At 62.5% G+C, this 22,187-nt stretch carries 23 protein-coding genes; 4 read left to right on the top strand and 19 right to left on the bottom strand.

The window, feature by feature from the left end:
- Positions 1–12: 12 nt before the first annotated feature.
- From A4A58_RS19900 to A4A58_RS19860, 9 genes are all read right to left on the bottom strand, one after another.
- The gene (locus tag A4A58_RS19900; protein ID WP_068735423.1) at positions 13–726 is read right to left on the bottom strand and encodes an ABC transporter ATP-binding protein; all 714 of its coding nucleotides are present in this window, start codon (positions 724–726) and stop codon (positions 13–15) included.
- Positions 707–1,471 (bottom strand): ABC transporter ATP-binding protein, encoded by a 765-nt coding sequence (locus A4A58_RS19895; protein ID WP_068735239.1) that lies wholly within the window; start codon positions 1,469–1,471, stop codon positions 707–709. Before A4A58_RS19895 ends, A4A58_RS19900 begins: the two co-directional genes overlap by 20 nt.
- On the bottom strand, positions 1,468–2,469 hold the full coding sequence (locus A4A58_RS19890; protein WP_068735237.1) for a branched-chain amino acid ABC transporter permease: 1,002 nt from the start codon (positions 2,467–2,469) through the stop codon (positions 1,468–1,470). The genes A4A58_RS19895 and A4A58_RS19890 overlap by 4 nt, the downstream gene beginning before the upstream one ends.
- Positions 2,466–3,335 carry a branched-chain amino acid ABC transporter permease gene (locus A4A58_RS19885; RefSeq protein WP_068735421.1) on the bottom strand — a complete coding sequence of 290 codons (870 nt, stop codon included), beginning with the start codon at positions 3,333–3,335 and terminating at the stop codon, positions 2,466–2,468. Before A4A58_RS19885 ends, A4A58_RS19890 begins: the two co-directional genes overlap by 4 nt.
- Positions 3,336–3,343: 8 nt before the next feature.
- On the bottom strand, positions 3,344–4,981 hold the full coding sequence (locus A4A58_RS19880) for an amidohydrolase (RefSeq protein ID WP_068735235.1): 1,638 nt from the start codon (positions 4,979–4,981) through the stop codon (positions 3,344–3,346).
- Between the two features lie 79 nt (positions 4,982–5,060).
- Positions 5,061–6,236 carry an ABC transporter substrate-binding protein gene (locus A4A58_RS19875; protein ID WP_068735233.1) on the bottom strand — a complete coding sequence of 392 codons (1,176 nt, stop codon included), beginning with the start codon at positions 6,234–6,236 and terminating at the stop codon, positions 5,061–5,063.
- Positions 6,237–6,346: 110 nt separating this feature from the next.
- Complete coding sequence (locus A4A58_RS19870; RefSeq protein WP_068735230.1) at positions 6,347–7,783, bottom strand: glutamine synthetase family protein; 1,437 nt, start codon at positions 7,781–7,783, stop codon at positions 6,347–6,349.
- Positions 7,784–7,814: 31 nt separating this feature from the next.
- Entirely contained in the window at positions 7,815–9,182 is a 1,368-nt protein-coding gene (locus tag A4A58_RS19865) for an aromatic ring-hydroxylating dioxygenase subunit alpha (protein WP_068735228.1), read from the bottom strand.
- Between the two features lie 37 nt (positions 9,183–9,219).
- Positions 9,220–10,911 carry an amidohydrolase gene (locus A4A58_RS19860; RefSeq protein ID WP_068735226.1) on the bottom strand — a complete coding sequence of 564 codons (1,692 nt, stop codon included), beginning with the start codon at positions 10,909–10,911 and terminating at the stop codon, positions 9,220–9,222.
- Between the two features lie 217 nt (positions 10,912–11,128).
- On the opposite strand from A4A58_RS19860, the gene A4A58_RS19855 reads away from it, so the two are divergent.
- From A4A58_RS19855 to A4A58_RS31750, 3 genes are all read left to right on the top strand, one after another.
- The gene (locus A4A58_RS19855; RefSeq protein WP_068735225.1) at positions 11,129–12,349 is read left to right on the top strand and encodes an NAD(P)/FAD-dependent oxidoreductase; all 1,221 of its coding nucleotides are present in this window, start codon (positions 11,129–11,131) and stop codon (positions 12,347–12,349) included.
- A gap of 16 nt (positions 12,350–12,365) precedes the next feature.
- A complete protein-coding gene (locus A4A58_RS19850; RefSeq protein ID WP_068735223.1) occupies positions 12,366–13,151 on the top strand; it encodes an IclR family transcriptional regulator domain-containing protein in 786 nt (261 codons plus the stop codon).
- A gap of 200 nt (positions 13,152–13,351) precedes the next feature.
- Entirely contained in the window at positions 13,352–13,513 is a 162-nt protein-coding gene (locus A4A58_RS31750) for a hypothetical protein (RefSeq protein WP_349509581.1), read from the top strand.
- A gap of 274 nt (positions 13,514–13,787) precedes the next feature.
- Here the strand turns inward: A4A58_RS31750 and A4A58_RS19840 are convergent, their stop codons facing one another.
- The 10 genes from A4A58_RS19840 to phnG form a co-directional block, all read right to left on the bottom strand.
- The gene (locus A4A58_RS19840; protein WP_068735221.1) at positions 13,788–14,087 is read right to left on the bottom strand and encodes an HU family DNA-binding protein; all 300 of its coding nucleotides are present in this window, start codon (positions 14,085–14,087) and stop codon (positions 13,788–13,790) included.
- A 252-nt stretch (positions 14,088–14,339) separates the two neighbouring features.
- Positions 14,340–14,960, bottom strand: coding sequence for a pyridoxamine 5'-phosphate oxidase family protein (locus tag A4A58_RS19835; protein WP_068735219.1), 621 nt, complete (start codon positions 14,958–14,960; stop codon positions 14,340–14,342).
- 22 nt (positions 14,961–14,982) lie between these two features.
- Positions 14,983–15,561: a phosphonate metabolism protein/1,5-bisphosphokinase (PRPP-forming) PhnN gene (phnN, locus tag A4A58_RS19830; RefSeq protein ID WP_068735217.1), complete on the bottom strand. Its 579-nt coding sequence runs from the start codon at positions 15,559–15,561 to the stop codon at positions 14,983–14,985.
- A complete protein-coding gene (locus A4A58_RS19825; RefSeq protein ID WP_068735215.1) occupies positions 15,558–16,712 on the bottom strand; it encodes an alpha-D-ribose 1-methylphosphonate 5-triphosphate diphosphatase in 1,155 nt (384 codons plus the stop codon). Before A4A58_RS19825 ends, phnN begins: the two co-directional genes overlap by 4 nt.
- Positions 16,713–16,723: 11 nt before the next feature.
- The gene (gene phnL, locus A4A58_RS19820) at positions 16,724–17,425 is read right to left on the bottom strand and encodes a phosphonate C-P lyase system protein PhnL (protein ID WP_068735213.1); all 702 of its coding nucleotides are present in this window, start codon (positions 17,423–17,425) and stop codon (positions 16,724–16,726) included.
- 7 nt (positions 17,426–17,432) lie between these two features.
- Positions 17,433–18,257, bottom strand: coding sequence for a phosphonate C-P lyase system protein PhnK (gene phnK / locus A4A58_RS19815; protein ID WP_068735211.1), 825 nt, complete (start codon positions 18,255–18,257; stop codon positions 17,433–17,435).
- Positions 18,250–19,134, bottom strand: coding sequence for an alpha-D-ribose 1-methylphosphonate 5-phosphate C-P-lyase PhnJ (locus A4A58_RS19810; RefSeq protein WP_068735209.1), 885 nt, complete (start codon positions 19,132–19,134; stop codon positions 18,250–18,252). The genes phnK and A4A58_RS19810 overlap by 8 nt, the downstream gene beginning before the upstream one ends.
- On the bottom strand, positions 19,131–20,237 hold the full coding sequence (locus A4A58_RS19805; RefSeq protein ID WP_068735207.1) for a carbon-phosphorus lyase complex subunit PhnI: 1,107 nt from the start codon (positions 20,235–20,237) through the stop codon (positions 19,131–19,133). The genes A4A58_RS19810 and A4A58_RS19805 overlap by 4 nt, the downstream gene beginning before the upstream one ends.
- A 2-nt stretch (positions 20,238–20,239) precedes the next feature.
- The gene (gene phnH / locus A4A58_RS19800; RefSeq protein ID WP_068735205.1) at positions 20,240–20,848 is read right to left on the bottom strand and encodes a phosphonate C-P lyase system protein PhnH; all 609 of its coding nucleotides are present in this window, start codon (positions 20,846–20,848) and stop codon (positions 20,240–20,242) included.
- Between the two features lie 2 nt (positions 20,849–20,850).
- A complete protein-coding gene (gene phnG, locus A4A58_RS19795) occupies positions 20,851–21,312 on the bottom strand; it encodes a phosphonate C-P lyase system protein PhnG (protein WP_081421961.1) in 462 nt (153 codons plus the stop codon).
- A 125-nt stretch (positions 21,313–21,437) separates the two neighbouring features.
- Between phnG and phnF the strand changes: the two genes are divergently transcribed.
- A complete protein-coding gene (gene phnF / locus A4A58_RS19790; RefSeq protein ID WP_068735417.1) occupies positions 21,438–22,172 on the top strand; it encodes a phosphonate metabolism transcriptional regulator PhnF in 735 nt (244 codons plus the stop codon).
- Positions 22,173–22,187: the final 15 nt, after the last annotated feature.

Raw genomic sequence — 22,187 nt, 5'->3', positions numbered from 1 at the left:
CAATTCCGGAATCTAGTGAATGCCGACACCGACCAGCCGATCGACCAGCGCGCGGTCGGCGATCAGCACATCCGGCGTGCCAGTCCAGCTGGTACGGCCCCGCTCCATCACCATGACGCTGCTCGCGAAATCCAGTGCGCGCTCGATCTGCTGCTCGACCAGAATGATGGTGACTTCACTGGTGGCGGCCAGCTTCGCCAGCAATGCCATCAGCTCGTCGCATATGACGGGCGCCAGACCTTCCAGCGGCTCATCGAGCAACAGGATCGAGGGCTTGCCCAGCAGTGTTCGGGCCATCGACAGCATCTGCTGCTCACCGCCTGACAGCTGCTTGCCGTAATTGCCGCGGCGTTCGCGTAGCCGCGGGAACATCGCATAGGCTTCATCGAGCGCCGACGCCGGCCGCCCCTTCAGCCCGGTACGCAGATTCTCCTCCACCGTCAGCGAGGCGAAAATGTCGCGGGTCTGCGGCACATAGCCGATACCGAGATCGGCGCGCGCCGAGGTGCGCCTGGCCGTGACATCCTGGTCAGCGATCCTGATCTCGCCGGCATGGCGCGTCGTCAGGCCCATCAGCGTCGCCAGCAGCGTGGTCTTGCCCATACCGTTACGGCCGAGCACGGCGAGACGATCACCTGCTTTCACCGAGAACGAAATGCCCTCGATGATCCGCGTTGGGCCGTAGCCCGCGCTCAGGTTCTGGATATCAAGTGGCGCGGCGGGCATCGGCATAGCTCCCCAAATACGCGCGGCGCACTTCGTGATCGGCGGTGACCTCATCGGGCGATCCCTCGAAGATCAACCGTCCGGCCGCCAGCACCAGTACGCGCCTGGCAAACTTGAACACCAGATCCATGTCGTGCTCGATCATCAACACGGCGATATCCGATGGCAGCCGATTGATCGCCTCAAGGATTTTGGGCGCCTCGTCATGCGGCACGCCGGCGGCGGGCTCGTCGAGCAGGAGCACCTTCGGATGCAGCGCGAGGCCGATGGCAAGCTCGATCAGGCGCTGCTGGCCGTAGGCGAGCTCGACCACCTTGCGATAGGCGAGCTTGGCGAGGCCAAGATGGCTAAGGATCTCACTCCACTCCGCACGGACTTCCGGCAGCTCCGTCGATGACGAGAAAAAACGCCGCGTGATGCGCTTGCGCTGCATGATCGCCAGCGCGACATTGTCGGCGACGGTGAGATTGGCAAACAGCCGCGTGGTCTGGAACGTGCGCACCAGGCCGCGACGCACGCGATCGGGAATGCTGAGACCCGTGATCTCGTCACCGCCCATGAAGAACTGGCCTTCGCTCGGCGCGATGTCGCCGGTGATCAGATTGACCAGCGTGGTCTTGCCAGCGCCGTTCGGGCCGATCAGCGCGACGCGGTCGCCGGCAGTCAATTTGAAATTGACGTCGCGCGTCACATGCAGCCCGCCGAACGAGCACGACACGCCGCGGGCTTCGAGGAGATTGGTCATGCCGCCTCTCCCTTGCGCTTGAAGCGGGAGGCCAGCGACAGCACTGGTTCGATCAGCCCGCGCGGCGCGAACACCACAATCAGGATCAGCAGCAGGCCGACCAGCGTCATCCAGTGGAACGGATTGGCGGCGGCCACGATATGCTCGAAGATCATGAAGATCACCGTGCCGGCCAGAGCGCCCCACAGATGCCCTGCACCGCCAAGCACCAGCATCACCAGAACTTCGGCTGATCGTTCGAAGCTGACGCTGTCGAGACCGACGACGCCGGTGCTGATCGCCGTCAGCGCTCCACCGATCCCGGCAACGGCACCAGCGACGCCATACATCACGACAAGGCGCGGATAGATCGAGACACCGATCATCCTGGCGCGCAGATCGTCATCCTTGATGCCGCGGCACATGAGGCCGAATGGCGAGCGCACGAAACGCTGCAGCAGCACGAAGACAATGACCAGCACGCCCAGCGAGAACAAAAATGCCGTGCGGCTGTACATGTCGAAATTGAAGATGCCGAACACCTTGCCCGGTGTGATACCGGACAGGCCGTCGCTGCCGCCGGTCAGCCACGACAGCTTGTTGGCAAGTGCGGCGACCAATTGCCCCACGGCAATCGACAGCACCAGCTGCGGCAGCCCGCGAAACCGCGTGATCAGCGCGCCGGAGATCAGCCCCATGATCGTGCCCGCAAACACGCCGACCGCCAGCAACGCGACGGGATCTGTAATGCCGCGCACGCAAGCAATGCCGGCGGCATAGGCGCCGACGCCGAATTGCGCGGCATGGCCGAGGGTAGCGACGCCGCAATAACCGGTGACCAAATCGAGCGACAGCACCAGGAATGCGATGCCGATCAGCCGCGTCAGGAACGCCAGATCGTCCGGATACAGAAAGTAGCCGATGGCACCAAGCGCGATGATACTCAGCGCACCTACCGCCTCCTGACCGAAGGGAATGCTGCGCTTGTGCGGAACGTGGGTCACGACGATCTCGCTCATGCGTGCGACCTGCCGAACAGGCCATGCGGAAACAGGAACACGATGACGATCACCGACAGATAGAAGAAGAAGTCGCCGAACTCCGGCGCGAGATATTTGCCGGTGGTGTCGGCGAGGCCGAGCAAGAGCGACGCCGACAGCGCACCAAGGATCGAACCCGCCCCCCCGACGGAGACCACGACGAGGAACGTCACCATATAGCGCAGTGCATAGAACGGTTCGATCGGCAGGATCTCCGCGCCGACCACGCCACCGAATGCGCCGAGCCCGATCGCCAGCGCGAAGGTCACTGCGTAGATGATTTCGGTGCGGATGCCCAAGGCGTCCGCCATACCACTATGATCGACCGAGGCGCGTAGCTTGATTCCGAACTCCGTCTTCTCGATCAGAAGCCACAGCGCCAGCGCCGTAACCACGCCGCAGGCGATGACAAAGATGCGATGAGTCGGCAGCATGCGGAAACCGATATCGAGCGGACCACTGAGTGTCTGTGGCAACGGAATCGATTTCAGCGACGGGCCGAAGATGAAATTGACGATGCCGATGATGAAGAACGTGATGCCAATGGTCATCAGCACCTGAATCAGCGGATCGGACTTCCGGTAGATCCGGCGATACAGCAGAATCTCGAACGGGATCGAAACGATGATGGTACCGATCACTGCCATCAGGATCGCGACGCTGTAATGCACATGCAGGTCGCGGATCGCATAGGAGGCCAGATAGCCGCCAATCATGGCGAAAGCGCCATGTGCGAGGTTCACCACGCGCATCAGCCCCATCATGATGGACAGGCCGATAGAAATGATGAACAGCACCATCCCGTAGGCAACGGCGTCGGTCATGATGCTGAAGATGGTGCGCATGATTGATCCTATGCCGAAGCAGCGGCCGAGCGCCATTCCGGAAACTGCGGCATGGCGTCATGGACGACGGCGCCACGCACCATGGTGAGCAACACCTGCGTCTCCTTCAAAGGGAAGCACTCGGCGGCGAACGGATCGCGATCAAGGGCGATCAGATCGGCCGCCATGCCCGGCATCAGCGTGCCGCGCCAGTCTTCCTGCTTCATCGCGATGGCGCCACCGACCGTATAGCTGTGAATGGCTTCGCGGACGCTGATGGCTTCACCCTGCCCGATCGGCGCACCGCCGCTGTCCGAGGCGCGGCTCACCGCATCGGCAATGCCATCCCACGGAGACCACGACCCGGTCGGCGCATCAGAGCTGGCGATGTAAGTGACACCCGCGTCGATCACCGAGCGGCCGGGATAGCAACGATCGGCGCGCGGACCGAAAGCGCCGGCAATCGAGCGCCGCATCCGGGTGAGGAAACTTGGCTGGGTGACGACGAGCGCGCCCAATGCCTTCATCCGTGCCAGTCCACCGGCGGGCGGCACGAAGTAATGTTCGATGCGATGCCGGGCATCGGCGCGGGGATACGCTGCCTGCGCCTTCTCATAGGCTTCGATGATGCAGTCGATACCGCGATCGCCGGTACAATGAACGGCGACCTGCCAGCCGTCCGCATGCGCGTCGGCGATCACGCGCTGCAGTTCGGTTTCATCGCGCATGAACATGCCGCGGGACGGCGTATCGAAGAAATCCTCGCTCACCGCCGAAGTTCGCGCGCCGACGATGCCATCAGCGAAATATTTCAGCGTCATCGACTGCCAGTCGACGTTTTGCGTCGGCGCCAACCCACGCGCCGCCGCTTCAGCCGGGTCGAGCTGGTTCATGAAGCCGAGCCGCATTGGCAGCACATCGCCATTCGCGCGGATCTCGTTCCAGATCGCGAATTCATCATCGAAGCCGACGGTGAATCCGACCGCAGCTTCTACAGCAGCAATAAGACCGAACCTGGCGCTGTCGGCAATTGTCGCGCGCAGAGCCGTGGTGAGCTCATTGCGATCCATCGGCGGCGCCGCACGGAATATCAGTTCGGCTGCGCTTTCTTTGGCACTGCCGTCCAGTCGGCCATCCTCGGAGCGCCCGAACGTGCCACCTTCCGGATCGGCAGTGGCATCGTCGATGTCCAGCAGTCGCAGCGCGGCACTGTTGACGACGGCGACATGACCGCAGAAGCGGCGGATCAGCACCGGATGATCGGGAATGACGACGTCGATCTCGGCCCGTGTCGGCAGCCGATGCTCCGCCAGTCCGTTCTCATCGAGGCCCGCGCCGTAGACCCATTTATCACATGGAATGGCGCGCGCACGCGCAACCAGCAAATCAAGCACATCGGATATCGTGGGCGCATCGCGCGGCGTGACCGGCACCTGCAGTCGCGCATGGGCGATAGCGAACAGATGAATATGCGCGTCGGTGAGGCCGGGAATGACGGTGGCGCCCGCGAGATCGATCGTCTCGTCGGCGGATGGCGCAACATCTGCTGCACCAATCCAGACCACCTTGCCATCGCTGACGACGATGCTGTCCGCGGGGGTTTCATCCCAGGCAGAACGATAGATGCGGGCGTTGGTCAATCGAAGCGAGCGCGCGCGGCTGGTCATGTCGAAGGAAATCTCATCTCGCGCGACGATGTCGCAGAAAGAGGGGGATTCCGCAACGAGGCGGAATCCCCGGCATTGCCTACTTCGTGCTGAGCGCCCAATCGGGCTGATCGGCAAAGGTCTGCTCTTCCTTGTTGATCAGCTTGCCGTCCACCTTCGCCACGCTGCGCACATAGACGTTCTGACGGATGTGGCGGGTGGCGGGATCGATCGATACCGGACCACGCGGCGAGATCCACTTCATGTCCTTCACCGCGTCTACCGCCTTGGCCGGATCGCGCTTGCCGTCGGTGGCCTCGATCATCTTGTAGATCAGGCGTGCACCGTCATAAGCCGCGACCGAGGTCATGGTGACCTCGTCCAGGCTGGCGCCGCCCTTCTTGAGCTCCGCGAGGAACGCGGCATTTTCCTTCGAGTCATGCGACACCGAATAGTGATAGGTCGACAGGATGCCGATGCCGGGATCGCCGATATTCGGCAGATCCGGCTCGGTCACCACGTCGCCCGTCGACATCAGCTTGACGCCGCCGGCCTTGAGACCGTTGTCGAGATAGGCCTTCACGAAACCAAGGGTCGGCGGACCCGATGGCAGGAAGGTGAAAATCGTGTCAGCGCCGGAGTCCTTGATACGCTGCATGATCGGGCTGAAGTCGGTGGTGGCGAGCGGAATGCGGACTGCCTCAACAACGGCGCCGCCCTCGCCTTCAAAGGTCTTCTTGAACGCCGCTTCGGCATCGATGCCCGGACCGTAATCGCTGACCGCAATTGCAACTTTCTTGGCGCCATTCTTGAACGCGACCTTTGCCGCGGGCACCGTGTTCTGCCACATGGTGAAGGAGGTGCGGACGATATAGGGGCTCTTCTCAACGATGGCCGAGGTCGCCGCATTCATCACGATCAGCGGCGTCTTGGATTCTTCGAGCAGCGGCGCAACCGCCAGCGCGTTCGGCGTGAAATAGATGCCGGCGAGATACTGCACCTTGTCCTTGACCAGCAGCTCCTGCGCCAGCGCCTTCGACTTCGCGGGGTTCGGGCCTTCTTCGTCCTTGTAAACAAACTCGACCGTGTGATTGCCTACTTTGTTGCCATTCTGCGCAACCCAGGCATCGATGCCCATCTTGAAGTTCTTGCCGAACAGCGCATACGGCCCCGAAAACGTGCCGATGACACCAACCTTGATGACGTCGGCGGATGCAGTACCGGTCATCAGGCCGAGAATGGCCAGAGCCAGGATCGATTGAGCGCCTTTATTCATTGCAGTAGTCCCCGTTACAAAAGTTGGAAAGCTATTCGGCAAACCTGTATTCAATAAACGTGCCGAACTGGGGCGCGTTTGATTTCAACAAGACGCGACAGATTGCAGCGTCAGAACATCTCGAAATATTCGCGCTGCTCCCAGTCGGAGACTTCCGCCTGGAAGCGATCGATCTCAGCATTCTTGATGTGCGTATAATAGTCGACCATCATCGCGCCCATCTTCTCGCGGAAGAACGGATCTTCCTTGAGCGCAAAGGTCGCCTCACGCAGCGACTTCGGCAGCAGATCGGCATTGGTCTCGTAAGGCGTATCGGCTGATGGCCCTGGATCGAGCTTGCGATCAACGCCGTCGAGACCCGAGAGGATCTGCGACGACATATAGAGATAGGGATTGGCGGCGGGCTCGCCGACGCGATTTTCGATACGCGTCGCGGAATCGCCAGCACCGCCGAGCACGCGCAACATCGCGCCACGATTATCGCGGCCCCAGATCGCACGGTCCGGCGCCAGAGAATAGGAGCGATAACGCTTGTAGCCGTTGATAGTCGGCGTCGTGAATACGGTCGCCGCGCGCGCATGCGTAAGAAGCCCCGCGAGATAGCCCTGCCCGAACGATGACAGCGGCTGCGTGCCCTCGGTCGGCATGAACGCGTTCGCGCCGGTCGTACGCGATACGATCGACTGGTGCAGATGCCAGCCCGATGACACGACATTCGGAATCTTCGGCCGGCACATGAAGGTCGCGTGATAGCCGTGGCGATGCGCGATCTGCTTCACGGCGCTGCGAAACAGCACCATGCTGTCGGCGGGCGTGAGGCCGATGGTCGGCGCGAAAGTGAATTCGCATTGGCTCGGGCCGTATTCGACTTCGACCGACCGCAGCGGTAGACCGAGCGCCAGCACGTCGCGCCGGATGATTTCCAGCACCGGCTCCATCTGGTCGTAGCGCTGCTCGGTGAGATAGTTGTAGCCGTGCGAGAGCAGGCTGACATCCGGCGGCGTGCCGGGCTGGCCGGCATCCTCCGGCTTCATGCGGTTGTTCTCGACGTTGAAAATATGAAATTCGACTTCAAGACCGGCAACGAAATCGTAGCCACGCGCGCCGAGATCGCCGAGCACCTTCTTGTAGAGGTTGCGCGTCGCGAACGGCACCGGACGTCCGTCGGCGAAATGCACGTCGCACAGAACCCAGCCTGTCTCCGGCGCCCATGGCAACACACGGAACGTCGTCGGATCCGGGATCATCAAGACGTCGGCCGCGCCCTGCATCTCGGGAATGCCGAAGCCGCCGCCGGCGGTGAACACCGGAAACACCGTCTTGTGCGACGTGTCCTTGGCGAACATCGTCGTGGTGATCGAGCAGCCGCTTTCGAGACAGCGCAACGCCTCGCTGGCGATCAGCGTCTTGCCGCGCAGGATGCCGTGCTGATCCGGAAACGACAGCCGGACCACTTCGAGCTTGTGCTCTTCGACCATGCTGCGCAGCCGGACGGCTGCTTCTTTCTGCTCCGCGGACCACAAACCGTGACGTTCAACGAAACTCAACGCACTCTCCCGCGGCTGTTCTGATCGATCTTCACTCTGCCGCCGGCAGGTGGATGACATTGGACCCCGGCTCGGTCTGGTCGGCCGGAGCCGCCGCCATCCATGGCGCACCACGACGGCGGGCGACGTCGACTTCCATCCAATAGGTTTCCCAGCCCTTGGTCGGCCCGATGCCGTCCATGGTGCCCGGGCCCTGAATGCTGCGCGCGGTGTCCGCATCGAGAGACATCATCGGCCTCTGGCCGCCGGCAACCTTCTCGATCTCCGCACGCAGCAGCTTGCGATAGGCGATGATCGCCTTGTCGCTGGAGCCAAGATGCTCACGGGTACGATCCTGGATCTTGCCCATGGATTCCACCGCCCACTGGTCGTGGACGTTGATGTCGGCGCCCATGCCGGTATAGGTCTCGTGCTTCTGCTCGTGCGGATTGAAGCCGTAGTCGTTGGTCTTGTTCTTGCGCGAGGTGTAGTTCGGCAGCTCGTAGAGTTCGAGCCGCTGGTCGGTCATCTTCTTCTTGTCGACCGGTGTCGTGTAGCTGGTGAAGATCGCATACCAATAGCAGTTCTCGTCATCGACCGGCACGTGCCACTGGGTGATCGTCATTTCCGTGCTCATGGGAATGACGAAGCCGTGCGGGAATAGCTGGTTGGTGACGCGGACATGGGTGCGCTCGTCGTCGAGCTCGCGCAACGCAATCAGACGCAGACCGTATTCGGTCGATTCGACATTGATGATCGGGCGATCATACTCGCGCAGGATCTTGGTCATCGGCAGCTCGGTGCCAGCGGATGCGCCGCGGAACTGCTTGCCGTAGGACGCCTTGACGTCTTCGTCCTCAAAGAAGCGATGCAGGAACGAGGCATGGGCGGGATCGATACCGACCTCCAGCGCCTGCAGCCAGTTACATTCAAACAGCCCCTTGAAGGCGAAGGTGTACTGACCGGGTGCGGCGAAACAGTCGATCTCCGGGAATGCCGGCGGCTCGCCCTCGCCAAGATAAGCCCAGAGAATGCCGCCCTTCTCGACCACCGGATAAGCGCGCTGCTTGATGCCGGCGCAAAGCTTCGAGGTCTTCGGCTCGGCCGGTGTCTCCAGGCACTTGCCCTCGACGTCGAACAGCCAGCCGTGAAACGCGCAGCGCACGCCGCCGCCTTCAAGGCGACCGAAGGCCAGATCAGCACCGCGATGCGGACAGTCGCGATCCAGCAGGCCATAACGGCCCTGCTCGTCGCGGAACAGGACAAAATCTTCGCCGAGCAATTTGACCGGACGGATCGGACGATCCCCTTCGAGCTCATCGACCAGCGCCGCCGGCTGCCAGTATTGGCGCATCAGCTTGCCCGCGGGCGCCTTGGGCCCGATACGGGTGATCAGGTCGTTCTGCTCTTGGCTCATCATGGGAAGATTCCTCTTCGAACTCGACCGGTGGTACGGCTCAACGTTGAAATACGACTTTACCGCCAACCAATGTCATATCGGCCGTGATATTCTTGATCTGGTCTTCAGGAACGCTCATGAAGTCGGCGGAAAGAACGACGAGGTCCGCCAGCTTGCCGGCCTCCAGCGTGCCCTTCCGCGCTTCGTCGAACATGTATCGGGATGCGGCGCTTGTATAGAGCCTCAGCGCCTGCTCTCGGCCGATCGCTTCGGCCGCGCCGTAGACGTGGCCATTCGGGTCTTTCCGCGTCACCATGATGTACATGTTGAGGAACGGGTTGATCGGATTGACCGGGAAGTCGGTGCCGGCGCCGAGATTGTCTAGGCCCATCTTGTCGATCAACGATTTGGTCGGAACGGCGCGGTCCGCCACCGCTTTGCCGAGAAAGCGTTCCACGGTCGCGGCCTTGTCCCACATGAACACGTTCTGGAAATCGACCCTCACGCCGAGACGGTGCGCGCGCTCCATCTGCTCCGGCCTGATCAGGCTGGCATGGATCAGAATAAAGCGGCGATCCTTGATCGACTTTTCCTTGTCCGCGGCCTCGAAGGCGTCCAGCACCTGATCGACGCCGAGGTCGCCGACGACATGAACGCCAACGCGCCAGTCATACTTGTTGCAGATCGACACCAGTTGCTTCAACCGCTCCGGCGTCTGCTGGGCGATGCCGTGATAATCGTCATGCGAGTCCGGATAGACATCGCGCATCATCGCCGTCTTCAACGTCATGCCGCCGTCGTAGAAGATCTTGATGCCGCCGAACTTCAGCCAGTCGTCGCCGAAACCTGACGTCGCGCCGCTGCCGTTCATAATCGCTTCCCATGCGGAAAGTTCGGCCGGCGGCTCGGGGCGGTACATCAGTCCGACGCGCAAGGTCGCTTCCTTCGACAGCGCGATCTTCTGCAGCGTGCGCGTGTCGCGCGCGCTGGTGGCGCCTTCGACCACGCTGGTGATGCCAAAGCTGTTCAGCGCGGCCTCGGCGACCTTGTACTGGTTGATCTGCTCGGCCTCGGTGAACGGTGGCACGCGATTTTCGACCAGCGGGATCGCGGTCTCGACCAGCACGCCGGTCAGTTCGCCCGCAGCATCGCGCTCGAACGATCCGCCCGACGGATCGGGCGTCGTCTTGTCGATTCCGGCCTTCTGCAAGGCAAGGCTGTTGGCCATGGCGAAATGCCCGACCGTGCGCAGATATACCGGGTTGTTCGGCGTCACGCTGTCGATTTCCTGCCGGGTCAGGTAGCGCTTCTCCGCGAGTTGCGATGGCGGATGCCAGCCACCGGTGGTGATCCACTCGCCGGCCTGCTTCTTCGCAACGAAGGCCTTCAGCAACTGCAAGGCCTCAGCCACGTTCTTGGCCGGGCTGAGGTTGACGACATAGGCGCCCAGGCCGGCCGCGCCGAAATGGGCATGGGTATCGATAAGCCCGGGAACGACAGTCTTGCCGGCGAGATCAATGACCCGCGTCTGCGCGCCGGCGAGCGGTCTGACGGAGGCGGTGCTGCCGACCGCGAGAATCTTGCCGTCGCGAACCGCTACCGCCTCGGCCACGGTCGAGCCGCTGTCCATGGTCAGGACTTTTCCGCCCACCAGCACGAGATCGGGATCGTTGACGTTGCGTTGCTGCGCGGCTGCCGGCAGCGCCGCAGCGACGAGTATTCCGGCAATCCACAAGGACGTGAACTTCATCAGAACTGCCCCCAATAATGTTCAATAAGCGAACATTAGTTCGAATATTGATAGATTGGATCCAAACTAAATCGTGTGCAAGCCCAATTTTGAAGCGCCGATGCTCGTAACGTCGGCAATGGTGGGCATTTGGCCTTCCGCTTGCCCATCAATTATTCCGAACGTATGTTCCCTCAATGAACAAATCTCGCGTGGAAACGACGTTCGGAGGACAAGCATGACGGGTCTGGTGATCGTGGGCGCGTCCTATGCCGGCGTGCAGGCAGGCATCAGTGCGCGTGAGAAAGGCTATCAGGCGCCGATCCGCATCGTCGCCGACGAAATCCATCTGCCCTATCAGCGACCGCCACTGTCCAAAGCATTTCTGTCTGGCGACGTCGTGCACAACAGCCTTTTCCTCCGCGGCGAGGACTATTTCAAGACCCAGGGCATCGAACTGGTGCTGGGCCATCGCGCCATCGGGCTCGATCACGCGGCTGGCCGGATCGCACTGGACGGCGGCGACAGCCTGCCCTTCGATCAGCTTGTCATCGCCACCGGCTCACGGGCGCGACGGCTCAGCGTGCCCGGCCATGAGCGCGACGGCATCGTCTATCTGCGCACACTCGATGACGCGCTGCATCTCAAGCCCCGGCTCGAAGCAGCCAACGATGTCGTCATCGTCGGCGGCGGCTTCATCGGCCTCGAAGTAGCATCGACTGCTGCCAAGGCCGGCAAGAAGGTGACGCTGATCGAGGCGCAGTCGCGCCTGTTGGAGCGCGCGGTATCGCCGCTGATCTCGCAATTCCTTCTGGATAGCCATCGCTCCCATGGTCTCGACATCCGCTTCAACGAATCCGTCGTTGCCATCGAAGGCAACAGCGCCGTGCATGAGGTCGTCTGCTCCAGCGGCCTGCGGGTGCGCGCCGACCTGATCGTCGCCGGCATTGGCGGCATCGCCAATGACGAGTTGGCCGCGCAGGCGGATATCACCTGCACCAATGGCATCGATGTCGACGAACATGGCCTGACCAGCGCGCCGAACATCTATGCCGCCGGCGACGTCAGCAATCACCACAACGGCTTCGCCGGCCGCCGCGTCAGGCTGGAAGCCGTGCAGAACGCCACCGATCAGGGCAAGGCTGTGGGCGCGATGATCGCCGGCAGGCCGGAAGCCTATGACGCGGTGCCGCGTTTCTGGTCGGATCAATATGACGCCAAGCTGCAGATCGTCGGCCTCTCTGCGCCAACCGACAGCGCGGTGATCCGCGGTTCGATGGATGATGGCAAGTTCTCGGTGTTTTATTATCGCGACGGCAAGCTCACCGCCGTCGACAGTATCAACCGGCCGGGCGACCAGATGATCGCACGTCGCCTGATCACCGCGTCGTTGTCGCCGACACCAGAACAGGCCGCCGATCTGTCATTCGATCTGAAAAAATTCGAAGCAGGCAAATAGGTCGGACCAGCGGCTCATGCCCAAAATCAAGCGCCCCGACGACGAACGCGGCAATACCGACTTCATCGAGAGCCTCGATCGCGGCTTGCGGGTGCTCGAACTGTTCGGCGCGCATTCGCGCCCGATGACGCTGAGCGACGTCGCCAAGGCCGCCGACCTGCCGCGTGCCACCGCCCGACGCATCCTGTTCACGCTGGAACGCAAGGGCTATGTGACCAGCGACGGCAAGCTGTTCGCGCTCTCGCCGCGCGTCCTCGCGCTGGCCGGCTCCTATATGACGTCCAATCAGGTCGTCACCATCCTGCAGCCGGTGCTCGACAGCATCTCCAGCGATGCGCAGGAGATTTCCTCGCTCGCGGTGCTCGAGGGCCATGAGGTGATCTTCGTCGCCCGCGCCAGCCCGGCACGCGTATTCTCCGCCGGCATCGATCTCGGCTACCGGCTACCGGCGTTCTGTTCGTCGGTCGGCCGCGCCATGCTCGGGAAATTTTCCAACGACGACCTCACCGCGACGCTGGATGCGATGGATCTCGTGGCAATGACGCCCTTCACGGTTGTCGACAAGGAATTGCTGAAGGCGACTATCATCACCGACCGCGAGAAAGGCTATTCGCTGGTCGACCGCGAGGCCGAGCCGGGCTTCCGCTCGATCTCGGTGCCCGTGCGGCGCTACGATGGCGCGATCGTCGCCGCCATCAATATGGGCGCCCATGTCGACCGGGTCTCGACCGGGGAAATGATCGACCGCTTCCTGCCGCTGCTGCGCGATGCCGCCGACTCGGTAAAGCCGCTGCTTCTTTAATCCAACTGGACAGCCCATGCCGCATCTCGTCATCGAACACTCCACCGAGGGCCATGGCAGCCTGTTCGACGCCACCAGCCTGATGCAGGCCCTGCATGATGCAGCAGCCGCCACCGGCGTGATGCAGGCGGGGGACATCAAGGTCCGCACGATGGCCTATGTGGACTATCTGCTTGCCAGGGAACGCGACGGCTTCTGCCATGTCACCGTATCGATGCGAAGGCCGCACGCCCGAGCAGAAGGTTGTTGTCAGCGAAGCCCTGCGAGCAGCGATGGCCGAACTGCTGCCGCAGACCAAGAGCCTCAGCGTCGATATCCGGGACATGGACCCCGTCGCCTACAAGAAGCGGCTGAACGAGTAGAGCCGCGCTGACTGCCTTCTCCCCGCCTGCGGGGAGAAGGTGGCGTCGCGAAGCGACGACGGATGAGGGGGAGCCTCCGCAGGCGCAGGCGAATGGAGAGCCCCTCACCCGACTTCCACGCGCTTCGCGCGTTGCAGTCGACCTCTCCCCGCAAGCGGGGAGAGGTCAGGCACTCCCCCAAACGAAAACGGCGCGGCATCCCAAGGGAATGCCGCGCCGTTCTCAATTCAAGTCGGCTGCGGTCACCTCATGGGCGACCGCGCCGAGGGTCCGCTTAGACCGCGTCCTTCGCAGCCTTGACCGGGCGGGCGCGCACGATCTTGCGGGCCGGCTTGGCCTTGAAGGTCATGGCTTCGCCGGTGAAGGGGTTGGTGCCCTTGCGTGCCTTGGTGGCGGGCTTCTTTATGACGACGAACTTGGCGAAGCCGGGAACGAGGAACACGCCGCTCTTCTTCAGCTCTTTATAGCCGAGGGTCGCCATGGTCTCGATAACGCCCTTGACGTCCTTCTTCGAGAGCTCAGTGGTCTCAGCGATTTTCTCGATGAGCTGCGACTTCGTCATTTGGTCTGCCATTTTGCACCTTTTGGTTTGCCGTGATTCGGTGAGACAGACACTATGAGGAATTACGGGAAAAAACCCGTTCTCAATGAAATTTTCACAGATTTTGCCGGGAAAAATGATGTTTTTTGACCATCAAACCCCGATTCGACTTGTACGGCAGGGTTTCAGGACCCTCGCAAGCGCAAAATACTTGAAACAAGGGGCCTACGGAGTCGCGGCAGGCGACAGAAACGCACTGCAAAAATCACCCCCAGATTCGCCCCGTCACCACATGGTCTGGCGCGCCCTTTCCGGCCATTGCCGATCGTATTCCGGACCGCCGACCCGGCGCTCGCTCATCTCCGCCAGGATCTCGCCGGGCGTCGGCAGGGTCTTCGGATCGACGCGTTTATCAGGGTTCCAGAGATCGGACCGCACGATGGCGCGGGCGCATTGGAAATAGATCTCCCCGACCGTCATCACGATAACCGTGCGGGGAGCCTTCTCTGTCACCGCAAAGGATTCAAGCAATGCGGGATCCGCCGACAGATGCGCCTCTCCGTTGATGCGCAGCGTCGTGCCCGAGCCCGGGATCAGGAACAGCAGCGCGATCCGCGGATCACGCACGATGTTGCGCAGGCTGTCGACGCGGTTGTTGCCGCGACGGTCGGGCATCATCAGGGTCTTCTCATCATGGATGCGGACGAAGCCCGGCAGGTCGCCGCGCGGCGAGCAATCCAGCCCCTCTGGGCCGGTGGTCGCCAGCGCCGCGAAAGGCGACACTTCGATCAGCCGGCGATATTGCGCCGTCACGCAGTCCGCGACCTTGGCGGTGGAGGCTTCGCCAATGTCATCGAAACGACCGTAGATCTGTTCGAGCTGTTCGATCGTTCCTATGACTGACATAATCGCTCTCCCGTTCGCCTGACTATTGGCCTCTGATGATCCGGATCAGATCGCCGGCGTGCTCTTCCGCCGCACCGACATTATTGATCGTCACGTCGGGCCTCGCGCCATCGACGCTGCGGCGCAGCCGGTCGCCGATCGGTCCATCGCTAGAGCGGCCACGTGCCGCCAGCCGTGCCGCCAGAACCTCTGATGGCGCCGTGATCGACACCACGACAACATTGTCATAGGCGGCGCGCAACGCCGGGATCACCGTCCGCGAAATATTGGCGACGACGCTGCGGCCGGCGCGGAGTTCATCGTCGATGGAGCGCGGCAGCGCATAGCAGAGGCCATGCGCCTCCCAGTCGATGGCGAAGTCGCCGCGCGCCTGTGCCCGCCAGAAAGCCTCCGGCGTGACCTGTTCGTTGTTCTCGAATTCTGATGCCGCGCGCGTCACCACGCGGCGCGCGAACACCACCTTGTTGTCATCCGCGCAGGCGGCCTGCGCCAGACCGATCAGCGTATCCTTGCCGGCACCCGACGGGCCGACCACCAGCACCAACCGGCCGGGGCCGATCCGGCCTGCCTGCGCTTCGGATATCGCCGCGGTGTCGGTCATGCCACCCGATGTCCTTCGCGCCAGACATTGCGCACCACCGGTACCTCATGCGCCACATGTACGCGGATCACATCGGCGCGCTTGCCGACCGCGATCTCGCCGCGGTCCGTGAGCCCGACGGCTTCCGCGGGCCGCTTGGTCACCGTGCGGATCGCGCTCGCCAGATCGATGGATGGCACCTTGCTCGAGAGCTGCAACGCGCCCATCAGAAGGCTCGACGGCACATAGTCCGACGACAGGATATCCAGCATGCCTTCGCGGGCGAGATCGATCGCCGCGATATTGCCGGAATGCGATCCGTTGCGGACGACATTCGGCGCGCCCATCAGGATGCCGATGCCGGCCTTGTGCAGGCCTTGGGCCGCTTCCAGCGTGGTCGGGAATTCGGCCACCGAGACCTTGTCTCCAACGGCTTCGGTCACGTTGTCTTCCGTGGTGTCGTCATGGCTCGCCAGCGGAATGTTTCGCCCATGGGCCAGCGCCACGATCGCGCGCATATTGCCGGCCGCATATTGCTGCTGACAGGCCAGGCGTTGCGCGAACATCACATCGAGCTCGGCATCGCTCTTGCCACCCTTGCCGCGATAGTAAGTGCGTAGCTTCTCCTCGTCGCGGAACTGGCGCTGGCCTGGCGTGTGGTCCATCAGCGACATCAGCCGGACGTTCGGCTTCTCCAAGAGCGCCTTCGCTTCCTCGACCACGGTCGGCATCGGAATCTCGCAGCGCAGATGCAGGAAGTGATCGACCCGCAGGAGACTGGCTTCGCCGGCAGAGGCAATGGAATCCACCAGCAGGCCGGCATAGCTGTCGATCCCCTGGCTTGAGTCCTCGCAGCCGACCCGTACCGAGTCCAGCACTGTGGTGATGCCGGAGGTAGCAAGCTGGCCGTCATAGGAGACGACCGCGGGGATGGGATCCCAGAACACCTTCGGCCGCGGCATGAAATGCGCTTCGAGATGGTCGGTGTGCAATTCGACCAGGCCGGGCATGATCAGATCGCCGCGCATGTCGTCGCTGCCGCGCGGCGCATCTCCCTCACCGAATTCGGCAATGCGACCGTCAACAAAGGCGATCCAGCCCTTGTCGATGACGCGGTCGGCAAGAACGATCCTGGCGTTGCCGATGACGGTTTCGGTCGATGATGCGATCATGGTTCTCTTTCTCAGGCAGCAGCAGCGGCGAAGGATGCGACGTCCACCAGCCGGTCGGCGATCAAGTGCCGCACTTCGTCGTCATGCACAATGGCGACCATGGCAACACCCGCACGTTTTTTCTCTGCAACCAGCTCGACCACCACGGCGCGGTTGGCTGCATCAAGCGATGCAGTCGGTTCGTCCAGCAACAGGATCGGCAGATCGGAGATAAAGCCACGGGCGATATTCACGCGTTGCTGCTCGCCGCCGGAGAAGGTCGATGGCGGCAGCTTCCACAGCCGCTCGGGAATGTTGAGACGTTTAAGCAACGCCCCCGCACGCGCACGCGCCTCCTCGCGCGTTACGGCAGCAACGAGCAGCGGCTCGGCCACGACATCGATCGCGGCCACACGCGGCACTGCGCGCAGGAACTGGCTGACATAGCCGATGGTGTCGCGGCGCACACCCAGAATCTCGCGCGGCTCGGCGGTGGCGATATCGATGACATCACCGTTGTGGCGCACTCCGATGGTGCCGCCGTCGCAACGATAATTGCCGAAGATCATCTTCAGGATCGACGACTTGCCCGCCCCCGAGGGGCCGGACAGCACCACGCATTCGCCCGGCGCAACGTGAAAGGAGACATTGCGCACAACAGGCAGGCGAATGCCGTCCTGCAGATGCATCACGAAGGTCTTTTCGGCGTTGCGGATATCGATCATCGGAATCATGTTGCCCTCACGCCGGCAAAATCGAGGAAACAAGCAGTTGCGTATAGGGCTCTCTGGGATCGTCGAGCACCTGATCCGTGAGACCAGTTTCGATCACGCGTCCGCCCTGCATAACCATCACGCGATGTGACAGCAACCGCGCCACCGCGAGATCATGGGTCACGACGATGGCCGACAGACCAAGCTCCGAGACCAGCGTGCGCATCATGTCCAGCAAACGCGCCTGCACCGATACGTCGAGACCGCCGGTCGGTTCGTCCATGAACACGAGACGCGGTTCGGTGACGAGATTGCGCGCGATCTGCAGCCGCTGCCGCATACCGCCGGAATAGGTCCGCGGCGCATCGTCGATACGCTCGGGCGAAATCTCGACGCGCTCGAGCCAGGACGACGCAGTGTCGCGGATCTTGCCATAATGGTTATGGCCAACGGCCATCAGTCGCTCACCGACATTGGCGCCGGCGGAAACCGCCATGCGCAGCCCCATCGCCGGGTCCTGATGCACGAAGCCCCAGTCAGTGCGGAACAGGAAGCGCCGCTCAGCCTCGCCCATGGTGGCGAGATCGCGCGTTACGCCATCGCGCATCCGGTAGGCGACGCTGCCAGTGGTCGACGCCAATTGGCCTGAGAGAATCTGCAGCAGCGTCGATTTGCCGGAGCCGGACTCGCCGACGATGGCCAGAACTTCGCCGGAATAGAGTTCGAACGACACGTCGCGGCATGCCGCAAGACGGCCATAAGATTTCCCCAGGTTTGCCGCAACAAGCAACGGCTCGTCGCTGGCAGGCACGGGCGCGGCGCGGTGACCTGAATTCGCTGTCACATCAAGCATTTGCGCTCTCCGCATAGGGCGCAGCATTCTCGCTGCCGCGGTGTCCCTGTGATTGCCGCGTTTCGCAATAATCGGTGTCGGAGCAGACGAACATCCGGCTGCCCTTGTTGTCGGTTACGATTTCGTCGAGATAGCTATCCTCGGCGTTGCACAGCGCGCAGCAGGCCTTGTGCTTGTAGGGCTCGAACGGATGGTCCTCGAAATCCAGCGACACCACCGATGTGTAGGGCGGGATCGCATAGATGCGCTTCTCGCGGCCGGCGCCAAATAGCTGCAGCGCCGCGCAGTTGTCCATCTTCGGATTGTCGAATTTCGGCGTCGGCGACGGGTCCATCACGTAACGCGCATTGACCTTCACCGGATAGGCATAGGACGTGGCGATATGGCCGAAGCGCGCGATGTCCTCATAGAGCTTTACATGCATCAAGCCGTATTCGGCGAGCGCATGCATACGCCGCGTCTCTGTCTCGCGTGGCTCGAGGAAGCGCAGCGGCTCCGGGATCGGCACCTGATAGACCAGCACCTGATGCGCCTGCAGCGTCGCTTCGGGAATGCGATGCCGGGTCTGAATGACCGTCGCATCACCCGTGCTCGTGGTCACGGCCACGCCTGCGGTCTTCTCGAAGAACTTGCGGATCGAGATCGCGTTGGTGGTGTCGTCGGAGCCCTGGTCGATCACCTTGAGCTTGTCGATGGGTCCGAGGATCGCCGCCGTCACCTGCACGCCGCCGGTGCCCCAGCCGTAGGGCATCGGCATTTCCCGGCTGGCGAACGGCACCTGATAGCCGGGGATCGCGATCGCCTTGAGAATGGCGCGGCGGATCATCCGCTTGGTCTGCTCGTCCAGATAAGCGAAGTTATATGTCGGCGCGTTCATTCCGCGGCCTCCTGAAGAGCAACTGGCGTCTCGTTGGCGTCGGCGAATTCCTTGCGCAGCTTGCGGAGCAGGCCGAGTTCGGACTGGAAGTCGACATAATGCGGCAGCTTCAGATGCTCGACGAAGCCGGTCGCCTGCACATTGTCGGAATGCGACATGACGAATTCCTCGTCCTGCGCCGGCGCCTTGATGTCCTCGCCAAGCTCGCGTGCACGCAGCGTGCGATCGACCAGCGCCATCGACATTACTTTGCGCTCAGACTGACCGAAAGCGAGGCCATATCCGCGGGTGAAGCACGGCGCTTCCGTATCGCTGCCCTTGAACTGGTTGACCATCTGACACTCGGTCAGCGTGATCGACCCCAGCGGCACCGCGAAACCGACATCCTCGGCCATGAATTCGACCTCGACCTCGCCAAGACGGATTTCGCCGGCGAAAGGATGGTTGCGGCCATAGCCGCGCTGCGAGGAATAGCCGAGCGACAGAAGAAACCCTTCATCGGCCCGCGCAAGATTCTGAAGGCGCAGATCGCGGTCTGCCGGGAAGCTCAGCGCATCGCGGGTGAGATCGCCGACCGGCTTTTCGGGATCTTCGATGGGCGACGTTTCAATCAGGCCGTCGCGGCCGAGGATATCAGTCACGCGCGGCATCACGCCCGGCTCTGCGTCGGTCATGGCCGGCTGCTCGGGCGAGGATTCGCCGGTCAGCTCGGGATCAAGAAGACGATGCGTGTAGTCGAAGGTCGGGCCGAGCACCTGGCCGCCTGGCATATCCTTGAAGGTCGAGGACACGCGACGCCGCACTTGCATTTGCGACGTATCAATGGGCTCACTCGATCCGAACCGCGGCAACGTCGCGCGAAAGGCGCGCAGCAGGAAGATCGCCTCGATCATGTCGCCGCGCGCCTGCTTGATGGCCAGCGCAGCGAGCTCGCGATCATAGAGCGAGCCTTCGGTCATTACGCGATCGACCGCTAGGCCGAGCTGATTGGAAATCTGCGCCAGCGACACTTCCGGCACATCGCGATCACCTCGGCGCTCATGAGCCAGCAGACGATGCGCATTCTCGATGGCGCGTTCGCCACCCTTGACGGCGACATACATGCTCAGCCCTCCTTCGCGACAAGACGCGTGGTGCGCGGCAGCGCGACGATGGATTCGCCGGACACCAGCACGAGATCGATGCCTCGGGGAAACAGCGAGGCATTCAGCGCGAGGCGATCCAGCAGATCCGGCACGCCAATCGCCGCACGCAGGATGGTGGCGCCGTCGATGCCTGGACCGCGCAGCTCATAGGCAGGGCCTTCAGTCAGGCTCGCCACCTGCAGAATGATCGTGGTGGAGCGATCCGGATATTCGCCGGAGCCGAATGCAAAGTGCTCGAAGGACGGTAGCGCGGCGGGATCTGCCACTACGGCAAAGGTACATACCGCCGGATCGGCAATCACAGGCGCGCTGGTATGAAACTTGATCCACTTGGCAACATCCATCGTCGCCGCCAACTTGCTATCGAGCCAGACCGGCGTGTCCTGATCGAACAGCGTCAGCGCGATGGCCGCCGCGCCGCGCATCATTGGCGCGGGAACGCCCGAAACAGCCTGAATGCGCTGCACGGTACCCGGACGCGCCATCGCATCCATCACCGAACGGAAGGTCGATTGCGCTGCAAGCACCTTGTCCGCGAAACCGGCCGGCATTTCCGCAACTGTCGTCATGATCAGCCCTCCCCGCGCACGAGCGTGTAGAAATCGACTTTGGTTGCCGCGGTCTCTGCGGCCTTGCGCTTGCTATCGGCGACGACGCGCGCGCGCAGCGGCGTGAGCACCTTGGTCTCGACAGCATCTGAAAATTCACTGGTCTGGATGAGTGCATCGCAGAGCGCGATCAGGTGCGCCTTCGCACCATCCCGGCCCAGCGTGTAGCCGAAGCCAACCTCGCCTGATGCCAACCGTACAGCGGCACGCGACACGGTCGCTTCGCCCAGATTGAATGGCGCGCCATCGCCGCCGATCCGGCCGCGCAACATCACCAGGCCGTTTTCCGGCTGACGCAGATGTTCATGGGCGGGAACAGCCACAGCATCGAGATATCCGGCGATATCCGCCGTGGCGGAGTGCCCAAGCACCCCCATCGCCTCACGGCGCCGGGCCTGCTGGTGGTTCAGGGAGGATGAAGTCATGTCACCGTCGCTCAACAAGTTGTATGATTTACTAGACAACTTTATAGGCGGAGGCAATGACCGTTTCGTGACAGCGGCACGATTTTTCGCTAATGCGTGGTCGACATCATTCCGGGACCGATTTTGTGACCATTCAGGACAAGCCAACAGGCGTTGCATTGTGGCGGCACGTCGCCGACGGCATCGAGCGCGGCATTGCCGATGGTCGCTATGGCGCTGGCGAAAAGCTGCCCGGCGAGACCGAACTGGCTGACATCTACCGCGTCAATCGCCACACCGTGCGCCGCGCCCTCGCAACCCTGGCCGAACGCGGCCTGGTGCGCGCCGAGCGCGGCAGCGGCACCTATGTGGAATCGCCAAAGCTGGCATATCCTCTGCGGTCACGCACGCGCTTCTCGGAAATTGCCGGTGCCGGCGGCCGCGAGCCACAGGCGCAATTGATCGGAGCCTGGGATGATGTGGCAACACGCGATCTCGCCAGGCAGCTTGGCCTCAAAGCCGGCGCTCCGCTGATCCGCATCGAGGCGCTGCGCCTCGCTGACAAGACGCCGATCTGTGTCGGCACCAACTGGCTGTCGGCCGAACGCTTTCCCGATTTCGGCAAGGTCTATGAGCGTGTGCGCTCGATGACCAAGGCGCTGGCGCATTACGGCATCAAGGACTATCGCCGCGCTTCGACCAAGGTCACTGCGGGGATCATCGACGCGACCGATGCGACAAGGCTTGGCGTTGCACTCGGGCGTCCGATCTTGATTGTCGATTCCATCGATGTGGATGCCGACGGCACGCCACTGAGCGCTACGCATTCGCGCTTCGTCGCCGAGCGCGTGGAGTTCGTGGTCGATAGCGGTTCTCTCTGATCCTGCCGGATGAGA

This window comes from Tardiphaga robiniae (assembly GCF_001618955.1).
In the GTDB taxonomy this organism is placed as follows: Bacteria; Pseudomonadota; Alphaproteobacteria; order Rhizobiales; family Xanthobacteraceae; genus Tardiphaga; species Tardiphaga robiniae_A.
The sequence above is the reverse complement of the archived record's forward strand: the minus strand, read 5'-3'. Positions and strand labels throughout refer to the sequence as shown.